This is a genomic window from Sphingobium sp. PNB (genome assembly GCF_019873065.1).
Lineage (GTDB): Bacteria > Pseudomonadota > Alphaproteobacteria > Sphingomonadales > Sphingomonadaceae > Sphingobium > Sphingobium fuliginis.
The window spans coordinates 1-18,840 of the sequence record NZ_JAINEZ010000018.1 but is presented as its reverse complement, the minus strand read 5'-3'; the positions used below and the strand labels follow the sequence as shown (position 1 = coordinate 18,840).

At 65.1% G+C, this 18,840-nt stretch carries 12 protein-coding genes; 4 read left to right on the top strand and 8 right to left on the bottom strand.

The genetic code is table 11. From position 1 onward, the window contains the following. The first annotated feature begins 9 nt into the window (after window positions 1-9). From K7W03_RS08635 to K7W03_RS08620, 4 genes are all read left to right on the top strand, one after another. Window positions 10-228, top strand: coding sequence for a hypothetical protein (locus K7W03_RS08635; protein WP_025550071.1), 219 nt, complete (start codon window positions 10-12; stop codon window positions 226-228). A gap of 37 nt (window positions 229-265) precedes the next feature. Then, window positions 266-1,717, top strand: a complete 1,452-nt coding sequence (locus K7W03_RS08630; protein WP_222886062.1) for a cobyric acid synthase — start codon at window positions 266-268, stop codon at window positions 1,715-1,717. A gap of 187 nt (window positions 1,718-1,904) precedes the next feature. After that, on the top strand, window positions 1,905-3,617 hold the full coding sequence (locus K7W03_RS08625; protein ID WP_222886087.1) for a type I secretion system permease/ATPase: 1,713 nt from the start codon (window positions 1,905-1,907) through the stop codon (window positions 3,615-3,617). A gap of 6 nt (window positions 3,618-3,623) precedes the next feature. Next, window positions 3,624-5,006 carry an HlyD family type I secretion periplasmic adaptor subunit gene (locus K7W03_RS08620; RefSeq protein WP_222886061.1) on the top strand — a complete coding sequence of 461 codons (1,383 nt, stop codon included), beginning with the start codon at window positions 3,624-3,626 and terminating at the stop codon, window positions 5,004-5,006. Between the two features lie 9 nt (window positions 5,007-5,015). On the opposite strand, the gene pelF is transcribed toward K7W03_RS08620, so the two are convergent. Genes pelF through K7W03_RS08580 form a run of 8 tightly spaced genes read right to left on the bottom strand, consistent with a single transcriptional unit; the run spans window position 5,016 to window position 18,153 of the window. After that, entirely contained in the window at window positions 5,016-6,509 is a 1,494-nt protein-coding gene (gene pelF / locus K7W03_RS08615) for a GT4 family glycosyltransferase PelF (protein ID WP_222886060.1), read from the bottom strand. After that, entirely contained in the window at window positions 6,506-7,375 is an 870-nt protein-coding gene (locus K7W03_RS08610; protein ID WP_048577076.1) for a hypothetical protein, read from the bottom strand. The genes pelF and K7W03_RS08610 overlap by 4 nt, the downstream gene beginning before the upstream one ends. Next, complete coding sequence (locus tag K7W03_RS08605; protein WP_222886059.1) at window positions 7,372-8,319, bottom strand: hypothetical protein; 948 nt, start codon at window positions 8,317-8,319, stop codon at window positions 7,372-7,374. Before K7W03_RS08605 ends, K7W03_RS08610 begins: the two co-directional genes overlap by 4 nt. Next, on the bottom strand, window positions 8,319-9,839 hold the full coding sequence (locus K7W03_RS08600; RefSeq protein ID WP_222886058.1) for a hypothetical protein: 1,521 nt from the start codon (window positions 9,837-9,839) through the stop codon (window positions 8,319-8,321). Before K7W03_RS08600 ends, K7W03_RS08605 begins: the two co-directional genes overlap by 1 nt. Beyond that, complete coding sequence (locus K7W03_RS08595) at window positions 9,836-11,575, bottom strand: hypothetical protein (protein ID WP_222886057.1); 1,740 nt, start codon at window positions 11,573-11,575, stop codon at window positions 9,836-9,838. The genes K7W03_RS08600 and K7W03_RS08595 overlap by 4 nt, the downstream gene beginning before the upstream one ends. After that, window positions 11,572-12,435 carry an endo alpha-1,4 polygalactosaminidase gene (locus K7W03_RS08590; RefSeq protein ID WP_192832864.1) on the bottom strand — a complete coding sequence of 288 codons (864 nt, stop codon included), beginning with the start codon at window positions 12,433-12,435 and terminating at the stop codon, window positions 11,572-11,574. Before K7W03_RS08590 ends, K7W03_RS08595 begins: the two co-directional genes overlap by 4 nt. Beyond that, window positions 12,432-13,841 (bottom strand): exopolysaccharide Pel transporter PelG, encoded by a 1,410-nt coding sequence (gene pelG / locus K7W03_RS08585; RefSeq protein ID WP_222886056.1) that lies wholly within the window; start codon window positions 13,839-13,841, stop codon window positions 12,432-12,434. The genes K7W03_RS08590 and pelG overlap by 4 nt, the downstream gene beginning before the upstream one ends. 16 nt (window positions 13,842-13,857) lie before the next feature. Next, window positions 13,858-18,153, bottom strand: a complete 4,296-nt coding sequence (locus tag K7W03_RS08580; protein ID WP_222886055.1) for a cadherin domain-containing protein — start codon at window positions 18,151-18,153, stop codon at window positions 13,858-13,860. Window positions 18,154-18,840 lie beyond the last annotated feature (687 nt).

The following is an 18,840-nucleotide window of genomic DNA, read 5'->3' as shown; positions in this document are numbered from 1 at the left end:
TGGGACCGGATGGAACGGATCAAGCGCCTCTTCACGATCAAGACCAAGTTCGAGGCGTTTCTGGTGATTTACGCCCTGGCCCTTGGCGCGACCGAGCGCGGCTTCGTCTACATGCAGCAATATCCCGGCACCGGGGGGCATTTGCTGGCGCTGGCCTGCACCGGCAGCGTCTTCATGGCCGGCGGCATGATCCTGGACGCCGTGGAGATGCGGCACAGCGCCATTTAACTTGTATCTGCCGCCCGCTCCATGCAGGAGCGGCGTCATGGCTGCGATCATGCTTCAGGGAACGGGTTCGGACGTCGGCAAATCCTTGCTGGTGGCGGGCCTTTGCCGCGCGCTGGTGCGGCGCGGATACAGCGTCCGGCCCTTCAAGCCGCAGAACATGTCCAACAATGCCGCCGTCACCGCCGATGGCGGAGAAATCGGGCGGGCGCAGGCTCTTCAGGCCATGGCGGCAGGAATCGAGCCGCATACGGACATGAACCCGGTGCTGCTGAAGCCGCAGGCCGACCGCACGTCCCAGCTTGTCGTCCATGGCCAGGTGCGCGGCAAGCTGGGCAGCGAAAATTTCCGGTCCGCGCGCGGCGAATTGCTGGAGGCCGTACTGACCAGCTACCGCCGCTTGCAGGCGCAATGCGACATTGTCGTGGTGGAGGGCGCCGGATCGCCCGCAGAGGTGAACCTGCGCGCCGGCGACATCGCCAATATGGGCTTTGCGCGGGCCGCGAATGTGCCGGTGATCCTGGTGGGCGACATCGATCGCGGCGGCGTGATCGCGGCCGTCGCCGGAACAAGGGCAGTCATCGATCCGGCCGATGCGGCGATGATCCGGGGATTCCTGATCAACAAGTTCCGGGGCGACCCCGCGCTGTTCGAGGACGGTTATCGCCATATCGAGCAGTTGACCGGCTGGAAGGGCTTTGGCGTCATCCCCTGGCTGCGACAGGCCAGCCGCTTACCCAGCGAAGATGCCGTGGTGCTCGAACGCCGGCAGGGCGGCGGCCACGAAAAGCTGCTGATCGCCTGCCCCATCCTACCCCGGATCGCCAATTTCGACGATCTGGACCCGCTGAAACTGGAGCCGGGCGTCGAAGTCATGATGGTGCCGCCGGGCCAGCCCATTCCGGCGGAGGCCGCGCTCATCATCCTGCCGGGTTCCAAGGCGACGATCGCCGACCTGCAGGCGGTCCGCGATCAGGGATGGGACATCGACATTCTCGCCCATCGCCGGCGCGGGCGGCCGATATTGGGGATATGCGGCGGTTACCAGATGCTGGGCCGCAGGATAGACGATCCGGACGGGATCGAGGGGCCGCCTGGCGGCATCGAGGGGCTTGGCCTGCTAGACGTGAAAACCCGGCTGACGCAGGTCAAGACATTGGAAAGGACCGACGGAACCGCCATGGGCCAAGCCTTTTCGGGCTATGAGATGCATGTCGGACGGACGGACGGCGCCGATTGCGCGCGCCCATTCGCAATGCTGGAGGGCGGTCGTCCCGATGGCGCATCGAGCGGAGACGGCACGGTGATGGGCACCTATGTCCACGGCCTGTTCGCCAGCACCGCGCTGCGCGCCGCCTTTCTATCCCGCCTGGGGCATGAAGCCACATCGGAGGATTATCAGGCTTCGGTGCATGAAGCGCTGGACCAGATCGCAATGCAGTTGGAAGAGCATGTCGATGTGCAGGCGCTGATCCGGATCGCCACCGCCTGACCCGGTTGGAGCCTTGCCGGCGGGCCGGGCCATTACGGCACGCATGCGCACCTATGCTATTGGTTATATTTACCGAAAATCAGCAGGATAGTATAAGCAAAGAATAGGACATAGCGCCGACAGCATGACGCGACATGGGGGCGAGGCGGAACTTATGTTGCGTGACCTTCATAAACCATCCGCTCCGATGAAGGCTGCCCTGTCATCATGCAGGCGCCACTTTCTTTCTTCCTTGATATTCAGCGCATTGATGAACGTCCTTTATATCGGACCCGTTCTCTACATGCTGCAAATCTATGATCGGGTCGTGACGGGACAGGGCAGACTTACCCTGTTCTTCCTGACAATCATCATCATCTTCGTGATCGGCACGCTCGCGCTGCTGGAGCAGGTGCGCTCCCGCCTGCTGGTGCGGGCCAGCATCCGCTTCGACCGGCAGCTTTCGGGGCTGCTGCTCGACACGACGCTGAGCGGACGCGGCTCGACGGGCGAGGCGATGAACCGACAGGCCCTCCGGGAATTCGACACGCTCCGCCAGACGCTGACCGGGCCGACGATTCTGTCGATCTTCGATTTTCCCTGGAGCCCCATCTATGTCGTCGTCTGCTTCCTGATCCATCCGGCCATTGCGGCCATGGCGGTGGCCGGCGGCGGCGCGCTCCTCTTCATCGCGCTTTGCAATGAAAGGCGGACAAATTCGCCGCTGAAGCAGGCCAATGACGCCGCCAACAAGGCCTATGTCAGCCAGGAACAGACGATCGCGGGCGCGGAGGTGATCCGCGCGCTCGGCATGCGGAACGCGCTGGTCCGTCGGCACCTGCTCGAACGCCGGGCGATGCTGAACCTCCAGGCCCATGCCAGCTTCGCGGGCGGGCACTATGTCGCCATCAGCAAGTTCATCCGCCTCGCCCTGCAATCGCTGGCGCTGGGCCTGGGTGCGTGGCTGGCGATCAACGACCAGATTTCGGCGGGCGCGATCTTCGCTTCCTCCTTTCTGGTCGGCCGGGCGCTGGCGCCGATCGACCAATTGCTGGGCGCGTGGCGCAACGTCGTCCATGCGCGGGCAAGCTATGCGACACTCAACGATCTGCTGGCCGCGAGGGATGCCGACATCGCCCTCACCCGGTTGCCTGCGCCGAACGGCCATATCGCGGTCGAACATCTGACCTGTTTCAACCCAGGCCAGGAAAGACCTGTGCTGGCCGACATCAGCTTCACGGTGGAGCCGGGGGAGGTCATCGCCATTGTCGGACCCAGCGGCGCGGGCAAATCGACCCTGCTGCGCATGCTGTCCGGCGCGGCGCGGCCGCTGCGCGGATCGATCCGCTATGACGGCGCGGACATCCAGGACTGGGAATCGGAACGACTGGCGAGCTTCGTCGGCTATCTGCCGCAGGACACGTCCCTGTTCGCCGGGACCATCAAGGAGAATATCGCCCGCTTCGGCAATTTCCTGTCGGACGATGAGGAAGCGATAGACAATGCCGCCATCGAAGCCGCCCGGCTGAGCGGCGCGCATGACATGATCCAGCATCTGCCGGGCGGCTATAATCTGACGCTCGGCTGGGGCGGACGCGGCCTTTCCGCCGGGCAGGCGCAGCGCGTCGGTCTTGCGCGGGCGCTCTACGGTGCGCCGCCGCTGGTCTTTCTGGACGAACCCAATGCGCATCTCGACGCGGAGGGAGAGGTGCGGCTGGTCGCGACGCTGGCCGACCTCAAGAAGAGGAATGCGTCCGTCATCATCGTCGCCCATCGCATGGGGATATTGGGCGTGGTCGACAAGATCATGGTGATGCGTGACGGAAGGGTCGAGGCCTTTGGCGCACGCGACGACGTGCTGGGCCGTTTGAAGGCGATCCGGTCGGAAGAACGTCCCGCTCCCCAGACGGCGGAGGGGTAAGGCGACATGGGAACTATTCAGATCAGGGATGCGGCCGGCGCCGTCGAGCTTTACTATCCCGCCGGAAACGGCGCGGAGATCATCGATGATAGGCCTGAACGCGACATGCGCGCCGGCATGATCATCGCGGCGCTGTTCTTCGTCCTGTTTCTCGGCTGGGCGGCCTTTGCGCGACTCGATGCGGCCGCCTATGCGCCAGGGCGGCTCACCGTGTCGGGCCAGCGGCAATCGGTGCAGCATCGCGATGGCGGCGTGGTGGGCGCGATCTTCGTGAAGGAAGGCCAGCATGTCAGCCAAGGCCAGCCGCTGATGGAACTGGCCTCCGCCGAGGTGCGGGCGCAGGCGCGCATATTCGGCGCGCAATATATCGAATTGAAGGCGCAGCGGGCAAGGCTGATTGCCGAGCAGCTTGGCGCAAGCCATGTCCTGTGGCCTGCCGAATTTGCGATGCTGAAGGGGCAGGAGAAGGCGGATGCGGAGGAGGCGATCCGCCTTCAGCTGACCCAGTTCAACGCGCGTAGCTCCGTACTGGCGGCGCAGACCGGCGTGCTGCGCGAGCAGGCCAGTCAGGTGCAGCAGACGGCGCGCGGCTATCGTTCGCAACTGACGGCCTCGTCAGAGCAGGCCCGTCTGATCGGAGAGGAACTGGAGAGCCTGCGCGGCGTGGCGGAAAAGGGGTTTGTGTCCCAATCCCGGATCAGGGCCCTGGAACGCGCAAGGGCCGATCTTCAGGGACAGGAGGGGCAATTTTCCGCCAGCATCGCCCGGTCGGGGGCGGAAGCGGGGGAAAACCGGCTGAAGGCGCTCGAAGCGGAAAAGGCCTATAAGGAACGGGCCTCATCGGAATTGCGCGACGTCGAATTCTCGCTCAACGAAGTGCTGCCCAAATATCGCGCCGCCAGGGATCAGCTTGCCCGGCTGCAAATCCGCGCACCCGCCACCGGCACCATCGTCGGCCTCAACGTCTTCACTGTCGGCGGCGTCATTTCCGCCGGCCAGAAGCTGATGGACATCGTTCCCGACCGGGCGGGCCTCGTCATAGAGGCGCGGATTTCGCCCGAAGACATTGACGACCTGAAAGTGGGGCAGCAGGCGCAGATCAAGTTCAGCAGCCTGCATGAACGCGACCTGCCGATCATGGACGGCCGGATCACGCGGCTTTCGGCCGACAGCTTCCAGGATGAAAAGGCGGGGGTCTCCTTCTACACCGCAGAGGTGATGGTGCCGCCGAAGGAACTGGACAGGATCAGGAGCGTGCGGGGGAAGGATTTCAGCCTGAAGGCGGGGATGCCGGTGCAGGTCCTGGTGCCGCTGCGGCGGCGGACCGCGCTCCAATATGCGCTGGAACCGCTGACCCAGTCGCTCTGGCTGTCCTTCCGGGAGCATTGAGCCAGACGGTCATTGCAGTTCGGAAAAGCGGACCCGCGCGCCCAGCGCCTCGTAGATGTGCCGATATTCCGCGATGATGGCGCTGCGGTCATAATCCCGCACGACCCGCTCGCGCAGCGCTTCGCCCATTGCCCGGCGCAAGGAAGGCGAGCGCAGCAGATGCAGGATCGCCGCCGCCGTGCCCTCCGGGTTGACCAGTTCGGTGACGATGCCGCCCGGCCGGTCGATCCCAGGCGCCCGCCCCTCGATCATTTCCCGGCAACTGCCGACATCGGGCGCGACCACCGGCACCCCGCACGCGCCCCCTTCCAATATGACGAGCGGCTGGGCTTCCGACAGGCTGGTGAGGACGATCAGGTCGATCCGGGGCAGCCATTCCGCGACATTGACCCGCCCGGCAAATTGCACCGCATGGCCGATGCCTAGTTCAGCGACCAGCGCCTCGCAATCCGCGGCATAGTCCGCATCCTCATCGAGCGGCCCCAATATGGCGAAGCGGACTTCGGGCATGTCCGTCAGGACCAGAGCCGCCGCCCTGATGAAGGTCTTGACGTCCTTGATCGGCACCACCCGGCCGATCAGCGTCACCAGTGGCCGGGCGGGATCGCAGGCGCGCTCCATCGACGCGAAGCGCTCCGCATCGATGCCGTTGGGAATGACGCGCAGCCGTTCCTGCCGGGCGCCCAGGCGGCGCTGCGTCTGGTTGTTGGCCCCGTACAGCGCGATGATCGGGTCGCAAGCGTCGTAGCAGGCGCGGGTATAGGTCTGGAAGACCGCCAGCCACAGGTCGCGCAGATCATGCCCTTCCCGGTCGAGCGTCAGCCCGGTTTCGATCTGGTCCCCGATCCAGTCGGCCATCATGATCTCTATCTGCCGTTCCAGCATGTAGATTCCATGTTCGGTGATGAAGGCGGGATGGCCGGTCTCATAGGCGGCTCGCGCAGCCAGCAGGCCCGCAAAGCCGGTGGATATGGTGTGATAGACACGCGCTTTCGGCAAGGGCGCGAGCAGCATCTTGAGCAATCCGCCCAGCAGCACCCGCATCGCCCAGAAGAAATGATGGAAGGAGGCCGAGCGGAAAGCCGTGTCGTAATAATGGGTGAAGAGGTCGAATATCTCCGGATTGGAGAGGAGATCGCCCGCGCCCGGGCACGGCTTCAATCCTTCCAGCGCCTGCCGCAGACGGATCAGTTCATCCTTGCCGCCCGTCGACAGGAAGGCGAGCAGCAGGCGGCCGATCCGCTGCATCTGCGACGCCGGATAGCGGCGCGGCAGGCAGGGTTCGATCAGCAGCGGGATTTCCACCACCTCCACGACATTGGGCGGCGGCGCCATGCGCCAGGGCTGCGCGCCATTGCCCGCCTTGATGGCGACGAGCGAAAATCGCAGGTCGGGCATGCTGAGGATCAGGTCCTGCAACCAGCTGGAAACGCCCCCGACCACAAACGGATAAGCGCCTTCGACGATCAGGCATATGTCGCTGTCCTGCCCCTCGGACATCATGACGCCGGCTCCACGTCCCCCCTGCGCGTGGGCCGGGCTTTGCCTGCCGGATGCCGCTCCAGCGCACGCCTTATCCGGGCGCGCGCCGCCTGCAATGACCGACGCCTTATATCCCCGCTCTTCAGCAAGCCGGCAATCTCATCCAGCTTCCTGTTCGCGTCCTGACAGAGCCGAAGCCTCTGCCCCTGCGGCAGCAACTGGTTGAAGCAGCCATGATCGGCCAGCAGCATGGCGAGGGCATAGCGATCGTCCAGATGCTGGGCGGGGGCGATCCTCGCCTGCAATTCGCTGCGTTGCTGCGCCAGATTATAGCTGACCTGCGCAGCCGCAGCGGCGGCGAGCGCCCGGATGGTCTGGTCCTCATCCGACAGGGCCATGACGATGAGGGGGGACAATCGCGGCTCGAAAGAGATCACGGCGGTTTCCAGGGCCCGGTAGCGGGCCTGCAGATTTCCGTAGCGGAGCATGGTGGCCAGTGAACCGATCTCGTCGCTTTCGGGATAACGCACACGATCGTCGAGTATCCGGCCCAGCCGCTCTACCGGCGACAGGTCGTTGACGTCCCGCCGCTTGCCCGTTCGGACATCCCGATAGGCGATCTGCCTTTTCCGCCTCGACGGCCGGACCAGCGGGGCCAGAATCAGGCAGGCCAGCATACCGGCAGGCCCAATGGCGGCACCGATCGGCAGGGCGAAACGCTGGCGCACGCCCAGCCCATCCAGCCCTTTCATCATGACCAGCAGCGCGGCGCAGGAGAGCGCCAGATGGATGGGCGCGAACCAGAGGATGCTCCCCTCTCCCACCGCCAAACCGGTGAACAGCAGGAACAGATCGGCAGCCGAAAACAGGATGAGCAGGGCGATCAAGCCACTTTTCCTTCCGGGACCAGCCATTTCGGCGCAAAGGCCTGTTCACGCCCGAACAGCGCCGGGCATTTGCCGAGCAGGTCTGCAACCTGTAGCAGTTGCGCCACATAGGCCTCCGTGATCCTGATCCCGGCGGCGCTGTGGACGAGAATGATGGCCGCCAATCCTTCCTCCGCCCCCGCGACCGGCACGGCCAGAAGACCCCATTCCGACAGCAGCGGCCGGTCGGCGGCACGATCGGCCCGCAACGGCCTGGGCGTCGCCAGCATCGCCTGCGCCATCGGCGAGCGCGAAAGGTCCGGGGCCTGCCCCTGGGCCGTCTTGCCGCCGAAGCGCGCCGTCACCTGGGCGCCGCGCACATCGTAGAAGGTGAAATCCTCCGTCTGCGCGGCGAGCGCGATCAGGCGGGCGACCGCGTCGGCCTGGCTTTCCGGATCGGGTTTGGAAAGGTCGAGGCCGGCAGCCATGGCCTGTACGATCGTGCGCTGCCCGATGGCGATCCGGACCTGCAGCTTGCGGTTGGTGTCGGTAAGACGGGCGATGATTTCCGCCAGCTTCTTCCAGTTGCGGTCCATCGCCTGATGCTGCCGTTCCTGATCGGCAATGCGGTTCCTGCGGCTGGCGGTCACCTCGCCCGTCACCAGGGCCGTCACCATCCACAGCATGGGCTGGATGGAGAGGCGCAGCTGCTGTTCGATATGATCCGTCGCGCCCGACCATGGGTTCGACCAGCGGAACCAGATGGCGGAGGCGATCGCGGCGGCGGCCAGCCCCGATCCGGTGCCATAGGTCGTCGCCATGACCAGCACCGGCAGCCAATAGGGATTGGGGTTGATGTCGGAAAAGGCATTGCCGCTCATCAATCCCTGGTCGATCGCCATCAGCGTGGCGAACAGGATCAGCATTTCCGCGCATTGCAGCAGGATGGGCCGCTTCTTCAGCATCAATGCCTCCCAAGAAAGCGAGTGAGCGCCACGCGCAGATAGAGTTGGCGTCCCGAAATGCCGGGCCGGCTGATCGAACTGATCCCGCCGCTCGCCTGAAGGCGCCAGCCCTCGCTCAGCCGCCCGGTCGCGCTGACGTTCGCGGTGGGGCCGTCGGTCTTGCCCTTGCGGTCGAAGGTCCAGCCTGCCGCGCCGCTGAGCTGCCAACCTGTCCAGGACATGCCGGACAGCAGTTGGAAGCTGTGATTTTCCCTGTCGCTGAGAGGGATATAGGCAAGGCCATTGGGCCGCAGCGCCCTGCGGCCGACATATTCCGCATCCAGCCGGTAGCTGACCGCCAGCGATGGCGATCCGCGGCGGAGCAGATAATCGAGGCCGCCCGCCACGGTGATGCTGCGCGTCCGGACGCCGGTGCCGGTCAATCCATAGCCATTCCAGCCGCCATCCGCCTGCACCGCCAGTTCCGGCGTCAGGCGGATCGTCCCCCCGATCCCCGCGCGGCTGATATGACCGCCGAAGGTCGATTGCTCAGGCGTGGCGAGATCCGGCAGGCGGTAGGCGAGGACCAGCCTTCCCTGCCTTTCGGGAGGACCGGCGAACAGCCGAAGGCCGGCGCCCGCCACCTTTTCGTCCAACTGGGCACTGCCCTGAAACTCGATGCGGGAAACCGCGCCGAGATTGACGGTCGCGAACAGGTCCCCGATGGCGGAGCGGGACGTGCGGTTGGCAAGAATGCCGTTGGCGCCATGGACGGTGTCCGCTTCGGAGCGGAACCAGCGGACGCCAGCGCCGAGCGAGAGGCGGTTGTTGAAAGGCACCAGCGCATTGAGGCCCGCCTCCGCCTGCCAGAAGACCTTGCCGCCGCGCGCCGTCACGGCGCCGGCGACATTGCCGCCCGATTCGGCCAATGTCTGCCGGGCAAAGGGATCGTCCGCGGCGAGATTGCGATAGCGGGCCGCGCCAAGGGCCAGCGCGCCCTCCGCAACCTCCATGTCGCCCAGCAGGCGCTGGATTCGCTTGTCGCCGGGATATGCCGCCGCCAGCGGAGCAAGCCGCCGCCGCGCCAGATCGGGATAGCCGGCGGCGGCATCGGCTAGCGCCCGGGCGATGGCGAGTTCGACGCCCAGATCCGACGTTTGCGGTTCGCCTGCGCTGGGGGGGACAGGCGCCGGCTCCCCACCGGGCAGGAAACGGACGTGCAACCCATGCTCGTCCGCCACCGCCTCCAGCTTCCGCCCCTCGGCGGCGCGCAGAACCAGACTCTCGTCATTCCAGCGCAAATCCGCCAGGTCCGCCCCGGCGGCGGCGGCGAAGTCCTTGAGGACGGCATCGGCAATCGGCCGGTCGAACCGGACGACCAGCTCATAGCCGCTGTCTTCCAGTTCGAGATGCACGTCCCCGCTCCATTGCAGGTCCACAGTCCTGACTTCCGATGCCGTCACATCCGTGTCGGGCGGCAATGCCGCGACCATGAGCGGCGGCGGCCCCATCAGCAGCAAGGCGGCGGCCAGTGGCGTCATGGCCGCAACACCTTGCGCGCACGTCCCGGATCACCCGCAGCGATAAGCAAGCGGGCCAGCATGATGTCGAGCTTGCGGTCTGCCGGAGCGGCCCGGCGCAGTGCCTCGACCATGGCCGTCGCCTCCGACGTCCGGCCCAGCCGGGTCAGCAGTTCCGCCCGCTCCACCGAAAGCGGCGAGGTGAGCGCCAGCGATCTTTCGATCCAGGGACGGGCCCCGGCTTCGCCCTTCAGCTTCGTCTGCGCATCGGCCATCAGGCTCAGCGCTGCCCGGTCGTCGGGACGTTCGCGAAGATAGAAATTCAACTGGTCGGCGGTCGCCCGCGCATCACCCCTATTCCAGCCGTCCCAGGCAAGGCGAAGGCGATCCGACGGCTCGGCGGCGCTATTGGCGACGCGGGCGTTCGCAAGCGCCAGATCATAATAGGCCGCTCTATCGGGCGGAACCTGCGCGCCGGCTGCCGCCTTCAACTGCAGGGCGGAAAGGGTGCGGCCGTCGAGCAGCCGGTCGAGCGCCCGCGCCGCCGCCGCCCTCTCGCGCGCCGCATTGGCCAGTGCGATGCGCTGGACGAGCATGTCGCTGCTGTCGGCGGCGTCAGTCGCTTCCAGAAACGCCAGCGCGTCCGCAGGCCTTGCCCGCTCGACATAGGCCTGCGCCCATTTCGGATCGGCCAATGCCCGCGCCTTCAACCAGGCAAGGTCCTGCGCGACAGGGCGCGGCCCCATGAGGTACAGCATGCGTGCATCGGACGGGTCATCGCTTTTGGCCGTCGATTGCTGCCGAAGCAGCGCGATGGCGTCCGACCGGAAACCCCTTTCCAGCAGGCGTTGCGCGATGGCGGGGCGGTCAGCGCCTGTCTCGGCCGCCCGATCCAGCAGCCATTGCCGTATTGCATCCCTGTTTCCGGACGCCATGATGATGCTTTCGCGGGCCGCATCGCGCCCCGTCGGCAGCATGGCGGCATAGCGAAGCGCCGAACGGATGTCGCCGGACCGCTGCGCCAGCGTCATGGCAAGCCAGGGGTTCCGGTCGCGCCAGCCCGGCGTCCCGGACCGGTCGATCCGAGCAATGAGGTCATAGCGCCCCGCCCCACTCGCCCAGGACGCCAGATCGAGCGACTGTGCCGGGTCGAGCGGCGCTATGGCGCCATGCTCCGCGGCCAGGATCAGCAGATCGGGCTGGCCGAGCGCATAGCTGGCCTCGACCAGATCCTTGGCCGGAGCCGTTCCGGGATTCATGGCCCCCGCCCGAACCATGTCGGCGGCGCCCTGCGCGTCGCCGGCCTTGCGACGCAGGTCGAAGCGCAGGCGCCAATGGGCGGGGGCGGCGTGGTCCGGACGGCCCTCCAGAAAGGCAAGCGCGACCTCCGGACGGCCGCCCGCCATGATGTCATAGGTCAGCCTCGCGCTCGGAACCGGCGCGCCCTTCCCCGCCAGCGCATCCGCGAGTTGCCCCAGAACCTTCGCGTCGGCCGTCGTCACGGAAGCGTTCAACAACCGTTGAAGGTCCGGAGGAGAAAGCCTTTTCCCTTGCGCGAAGCGCTGCATCAGCATGGCCGCATCGGGTGGAGGCAAGGGGATGGCGACCGGCGGCGGCGCGAATGTCGCTCGCCGGATCGCATCGGCAATCTGCCAGTGGCTGGGCATCAGCAGCACCGCAGCGGCGAGCAGCAGCCCACCTCCCGCGATCGGTCCGATGACCGCCATGTTCGGGTGGCGCAGCGCTTCGATCTTCATGACAGGGGCTCCGGTATGAGCCGGTCGAGGGCCAGGGTGGACACATAGGGCTGGAATCCGGCGGCGCGCTCCCGCGCATAGAGGCTGGCGATGGTGGCCTTGTCGCGCGGGTCCCAATAGTCGAGCGTGGCGAGCCCCAGACGGGGATTGATCCGCCGGGCTGCGAAAAGATGGTCCGCCTGCCATTGCCAGTCGTCGGCGGAGGTCATCTCATAGCGCCCCTCCGCGAAGTTCCAGCGCGACGCCATGGCTTCCGCCAGCACGAGGTCGATCTGACCCGCGACCTGCGGCAGCAGGGCATAGCCCCGGTTCATCATGATCGCCATGTCCGGGAAGCGCGTGCGAATGGCCTGCACCAGCCGCGCGGCGCCGGCCACCATGCCCTTGTTGCGGTCGGCATCCTGCCGCTCCAATGCCTCCGCATTGTCGAGCGTGTCCATGAAGATGCCGTCATAGCCCTTGCGCAATATGGCGGGGATCAGGCGATCGACCACAAGGGCGGTCCACGCCGGATCGCGCAGGTCGACGAGCCGCGCCTGCGGCCAGTTCGGATTGGCCTGCCGCAGCGCGCCCGCCTTTTCCAGTTCTGCGGCGAAGGGACGACCGTCATGGACCTCCCCCAGGCTGATATAGCCCAGCAGGCGGCTGCCGGGGCCACGCAGCGGGGCAAGCGGGCGGGCGAAGTCGGGTTCCAGCACCAGAAGGCCGAAGCGGCGGGCGATGGCGGGATCGGTCGCTTCGCCATAATCCACCCCCCAGGCGTTGGCCCCGCCGATTTCGGGCAGGGCGCGGGCCGAAAGGCCGAACACCATGAGGGACAGCGCCAGCAGATCGCGGCGGCGGAAGGGAAGAACGCTCATGGCCAGAATCTCGCCCACAGGCCGCTATTGCCCGCCACCGCCGGATTATTGCCGACGAAGAGCAGATAGGTGAGCTTGCCCGTCGCCTCCGCCACCAGCGCGACGGCGAGCGAGGCTGCCGTCACCGCGCCCGCCAGATAGCCGAAGCCGAAGCCCGCGAAGCCGCTGTCGCGAAACAGCAGCGTGCCCGCCGCGCTCGCCAGCAGGAAGCTGCCCCAGACCGCCACGATCCGGCCGGCAAGGTCATAATAGGACAGGATGATGCTCATCTGGATCGCGACGAGGTGAAAGACGACGCCCACCGCCGTCAGCCGAAAGCCGAATATGCCGCGCGCGTTCATGTCGAGCAGGCGGACGATCTCCGGCGCGAGAACCCAGCAGAAGCCGGCCAGGATCGCCTGCTCGACCATCAGCAGGCGCAGGTCCAGCCGGATCGTCATGCCGACCTTCTGCCGCGCCTTTTCGATCCGGCGCCGGTTGGCCGTGCCCATGCAATGGCTCATCAGCGCCGCAAAGGCCCGGTCGAACCGCGTCTCCGTCGTGACGAGGATCAGCGTCAGGCCGGGAATCATCGTGAGCAGGCCGAGGAAGCTGGCCTGATCGTTGACCGGATTGACCCGCAGGGCGCCAACGGCCTGGACGCTGCCCGGCGCCCACCAGAGCAGCCATTTGTCGATCCAGATCGCCAGCGCGTTGGTCAACCCCGCCGCGCCCAGCGCCAGGACGCCGGGCGTCCTGCCGATCCAGCCCGGCCGCCAATCGGGACTGTTGGGAAAATCATCCCGGATCGCGGCGATCAGCAGCGCCAGCGTCACGATCAGACCCGCCGCGATCGCCGCAAGGACAGCGGCGGGCGCGGTCGGCCGGACCAGCGCCAGGCACAGGGCCACCATCGCGATCCCGCAAAGATAGGCCAGGAATATCGGCCGGTGCCGCCATGTCGCGTGCAGGAAGGGACTGGCGATCCAGATTTGCGAGAACAGCGTCAGGATCGCGGTGGCCAGCAGGAACAGGTCCGGCCGCATCCCACCGGCAAGGCCGAACAGCAGGTCCCCCGCGATCAGCGACGCCAGCGTCGCCCAGACCAGCGCGGCCAGCAGGATGGCGGGGATCGCGTCGCGTTCCCCCAGGTAGAAGCGATCGGACGCCATGCGGGTCGCGATCATCGCCAATGGCGCGGTGATCACCGTCGAAACGCCGAAGGCATAGACCAGGCTGGTCTGGATGATCGCATGGTCGGCCGCAACCATGGTGGACCGCGTCCAGCCCTGTAGCAGGAAGACCGCGAGCGCGGTCATCAGCCACGGGCCGGAACTGACAACGGCCCCGTGGAAGGCGGCATTGGCGATCCCGCCCAAGCCGTCCTCCCGGGCTATCCGGTCCAGTCTGAAGCCGATGCCAGCCATTCCCCCGGCCCCGTCGCTAAAGCAGGAAGTCACTCGCGGTCAGGTTGTGCACCCCGATCAGCCTGATCGCGAAATCCACCGTCGCCGGATTATTGTCGACATTCGCCTCGACAAAGCTGTCCGTACCGTTGGAATAGACATGAAGCTGGCCCGGCCCGGAAAAGGCCGCATTGCCGATGAAGCTGAAGGCCTGGTTTCCGGACAGCGCCGGCATGGCGTCGATTGCGGACAGGTCGATCCGGTCGATCCCCTGCTGGAAATCCATGATCCGGTCCATGATCGCGGGCGTGCTGTTGCCTGTGGCGTTATAGATGAACAGGTCGGCATCGGCGCCGCCGGTCAATATGTCCGCGCCCGCGCCTCCCGTGATGCGGTCGGCGCCTGCCCCTCCATCGATGATGTCGTTGCCGCCCGCGCCGTTCAGCGTGTCGGACCCGCCATTGCCGATCAGCGTGTCGTTGCCGCCGGCGCCCCTCAGCGTGTCTTCCTCTCCCTGACCGATGAGCGTCGATCCACCGCTTGCCGCCGTCAGCGACAGGCCGGACACATTGTTGACGACGACCGTCAGGTTCTGGAAATCCTGCGCGCCCAGGCTGTCCGTGGCCAGCACCTGCACCTGATAGCGATTGTCCAGGTTGGAATCTGCGGGCGCCTCGAAATCCGGAGCGCTCTTGAAGGTCAGGACGCCGGTCTGGGGATCGATGGAAAAGAGCGCGCCGTCAACGGCTGACCCCAGCGAATAGGTGATTGCCTGGCCCAGATTGACGTCTGTCGCCACGACCTTCGTCACGGCCGTGCCATTTTCGGCCATTCGGATGGTTGCGGACGCGCCCCCGCCATTCGAGATGATGATCGGCGCGGCGTTGAGGATGGTGACGGTGACGGCGATGGCCTGGTCGTCATAGAATGTTCCGTCGGACGCGCGGACGATGACGTCATAGACATTGTCCTTGCCCGTGTCCGTCGGCAGCAGATAATTGGGCGTGTTGACGAAGTTGAGCTGCCCTGTCGAAGCGTTGATCGTGAATTTGCTCGCATCCACGCCGCCCGCAATGGAATAGGCCAGCGTCGTGTTGGCATCCGGATCGACCGCCGTCACCTTCATCACCGGCCGCGTGCCGGTGGAGACGGAAACGGCAGCCGTATCGCCGCCGCCGCCGGAAGTGATCACCGGCGCATGCTCGTTCACATTGGTGACGGTGACGTTGATGGCCTGATCGTCGAACAGCGCTCCGTCGGACACCCTTACCGTCAGGCTATAGACATTGTTCGCGTTCGCATCGCCGGGCAGGTCGTAATTGGGCGGGCTGAGGAAGGCGAGCGCGCCGGTCGATGCATCGATCGAGAAAAGCGCGCGATCGGGTCCGCCGACGATAGAATAGGCGAGAACCGTAGCCGCATCGGGATCGGTCGCGGTCACGCTGGTCACGGCGGTTGTGTTTTCGGCGACGGAAATAGCCGCGGACGCGCCACCGCCGTTGGAGGTTATGACCGGCGCCTCGTTCACATTGGTGATCGTGACCGCGATCGCCTGATCATCGTACAGCGTGCCGTCGGACGCACGCACCACGACGTCGTAGACATTGTTCGTCCCGGCGTCGGTAGCCGCCTCGAAATTCGGCGCGGTGAGGAAAGCCAAGGCGCCCGTCGCGCTGTCGATCTTGAATTTCGCGGCGTCCGCTCCGCCGGAGATGGAATAGCCGATCACCGTTCCGACATCCGCGTCGGTCGCGACAACGGTCGTCACCGCCGTGCCGTTCTCCGCCATGGAAAGCGCCGCTGTCGGACCGCCGCCACCGGAGACGATCACCGGCGGATTCTTATATTCCAGCGTGACATTGTGCAGGCCATAGCCGCCCAGATCGACCGTCACGATCTCCCCGACCCGGCTATAGCCCAAGGCTCCGGTGACGACGATCCCGTCCGTGCCCGGATTGGCGATGTCGATGACGACCTTCCCCTCCCCCTGAACGGAAAAGGCAAGATTGTGACCGTCGCCGGCGACGCTCAGCAGCACGGCCCGCATCGGCAGGTCGGTGATGTGCGTCACATCGTCCGCTGCCGCTCCCAGATTGATCCTGAAGGTTCCCCCGCTCTGGGGAAGGAAGACGCTGTCGCTGTCATAGGCATACCAGCCGGTCACATTCTGGATGACCAGAGCGCCTTGGCGGTCGACGTCCAGCGACAGATTGCCGACATTGGCGCCGCCGACGCTGGCGGTGATGCTGTTGCCCGCCACCGTGGTCGTGATCGTCGCATTCCTGACCGCCGTCATGCGCGCGGCCAGATCGTCCAGGGTGACGAACTCCATGTTCGCCGCCACCGCATGCTGCAACCAGCTCGTGAACATCGAAATATCATAGGGACTGTCCACCGTCGGGCTGCCCGACAGGAAATCCGCAGCGCCATAATCATGCCAGGGCCAGACGATCACCGGCGTCTGCGCATTGGCGACCAGCTTGTCGAACTCCCCGATCCAGGCGGCTGTCGCCTCCGCCACGGTCTTCTTCTGAAATTCGATGAGTGTGTAGTCGAAGGAGGTGTTGGGCGCGAAATAGATCTGGTTCTGATTGTCCGGCGTCAGATAGCCGAAGGCATTGGGATAGCCCGCCCCCTGCGCCGCATAGCCGCCGGTCAGATAGTCCGACAGATATTTCATGATCTCCTGCGAGGTCGGCAGCAGTTCCGGCGCGCCGGGCACGGCCGCGCCCGTGATCTGGAACGGCTGGTTCAGATAGGCGCCGATCTGCTGGTTGAGGATCGTGATGCTGTTCTGGAATTCGGTCTGGATCTGCTGCGCGCTGAGCAGGTTGGTGTTTTCCGGATGCGTCAGGCTGTGCGTGCCGATCTCATTGCCAAGGTCCAGCAGCGCCTTGTAATAAGGCAGCGACACCGCCCAGTCGGTACCGGTGCCGTTCGTGCCGTCGCCGACGTTCAGATAAAAGCTGCCGACGAAATTATAATCCGCCTTCCACTGCGTCAGGAGGGGCAACAGCTTGTCGTAGATGCCGGGCGTGCTGCCCGCGGGATTGACGTCTTCCAGTTCCTGGCTCTGGTCCATGTCGACGCGGGCCGCGACGATGCCGGAATCTCGCGACAGGTGCAGGCCGACCCAAAGGCCGGTGCCGTTCGCCGCATAGGAGATCGCCTGCTGCAGCATATTGGCGTCGGCCATGATGCCTTCGCTGGAGAACAGAATGTTGCGCGCCGCCCCGGTCTGCGTCGCGAGCGCGGCCGAATAGACGGAGCCGCCATCGATGGTCTCGGTCGCGATCTGGTGGCCCGTGCCGCTGACGCTGGTAAAGGCGTTCCAGCCGACGCCGGTGTAGCTGTTCACCTGCTGGCCATTGGCATAATGGTCGAGGACGAGGCCCGTCGCGTCGGTCGCATTCACCACCACATTGCCGGTGCCCCCGGTGACGCGGGTTGCGTCGAACAGCAGCTTCATCTGCGCATAGGGATCGCCGGGCAGCGGATCGCCGCCGATCGTGCCGCCCTGCACATGGGGCTGGTTCGTCATGAACTCGCCCGCCGTGACCAGGCCGATGCCCAGTTGTTTGCTCGCCATTTCCAGCGTGTGGGAAATCGCCTCCACCTTGTCGACGGGCACGTTGCGGAAGGACGGGAACACCAGCGCATCGTAATGGGACAGCTTGGCAAGGTCGGTCAGGTCCGCTTCCGTCAATATGTCGAAGGGGATGCCGGCCTGGATCGCCTGCGCCTGAACCGACATGAAAAGCTGCGAATAGGCGGTGGGGCTGAAATAGGCGTCGGCTGTCGTCTGGGAGAAGACGATGCCGATCCGCATGTCAGGCGCCTGGGTTGCGGTCGTCTGGTTGAAGACCGTGAACGGCGCCGACAGATAATTGGACGGCATGAAGCTGTTCGACAGGTTGTTGATGTCGTAATAGGTGTACATCGCCGCCGGATTGCCCACCGCCGAAGTGGGGAGGCGGAATTCGACCGTGGTCCGGTCAGCCGACCAGGCCGTCTGCAGCCCGGACAGCACCAGCGTCTCCCCCGCTGCGCCGGTGTAGAGGTTCACCGTGCCGTCCGCCGCGAAGTTCACATTATATTCGGCGCCGCCGGCAAAGCCGAAAATCTGATAACCCGTGGCGGTCCTGCCGTCCGTGTTCAGCCAGACGGTGGTGTCCGCGCCTATGGCGACCGGAGCCGTCAGGGCGAAGACGAAGGCGTCATTGTCCAGTGTCGCATAAACCTGATAGCCGGGGGCGCTGTTGTCGTCGATCCGGTCGGTTGCGAGCCAGTCATTCAGAGAGCCGTCGATGGTGACGCTGTGGCCATAGGTCATGGCAAACCCCCAAACTTATGGATGCCGAAATCATTTCATAAGTTTGCGACCGAATATCTTTTGGTTTTTCCAAGTAAAACCAGTCACGCCTGCACATCGGGCCATGAAGCACAACGCTTTTGCCCGATACCCAAGACAAAGGATGCCGTTCCGGGACATGCCCAGCCATTATCCATGTCGATGAGGCTGTATCAGGGTATAGAAGTCATCTTCTCATGCCCGTAGCAGTTCCCATGACCGGGATTCCGCCCAAGGCTACAGTCACACCGCGCATCTATCTGGGGCGACTCGGTTTTTGAAGTTTTTACCCATGGTTAATTTGCGGTTAGGCATGTTCCAATGTCAACTTCAATGAACAGAATCCCGGGAAAAATCCAAAATAACGGCAAATATGCGGACAATTAACAACGTCATTTCGTTAAGTATAGCCGACGGTTTATATCCATAGCCATATCCCTACCTTCTTTATTTTACTTTATACCGCTTCCGCTTCGACCACCTGTCCCGCCGGAGGCCGTTCACCAGATCGGGATCGATGTTCCGCGAGAAGGGACTGGGATTGTGCTTGGGGCGTGCGAAAAACTATCGTCGATCGGCCTTCTTGCCGTCGCAACGCTGATGCTGGCTGCATGCGGAGGCGGTGGAGATGAAGGTTCGCCAACCCCCGCACCCACGCCGACCCCGGTT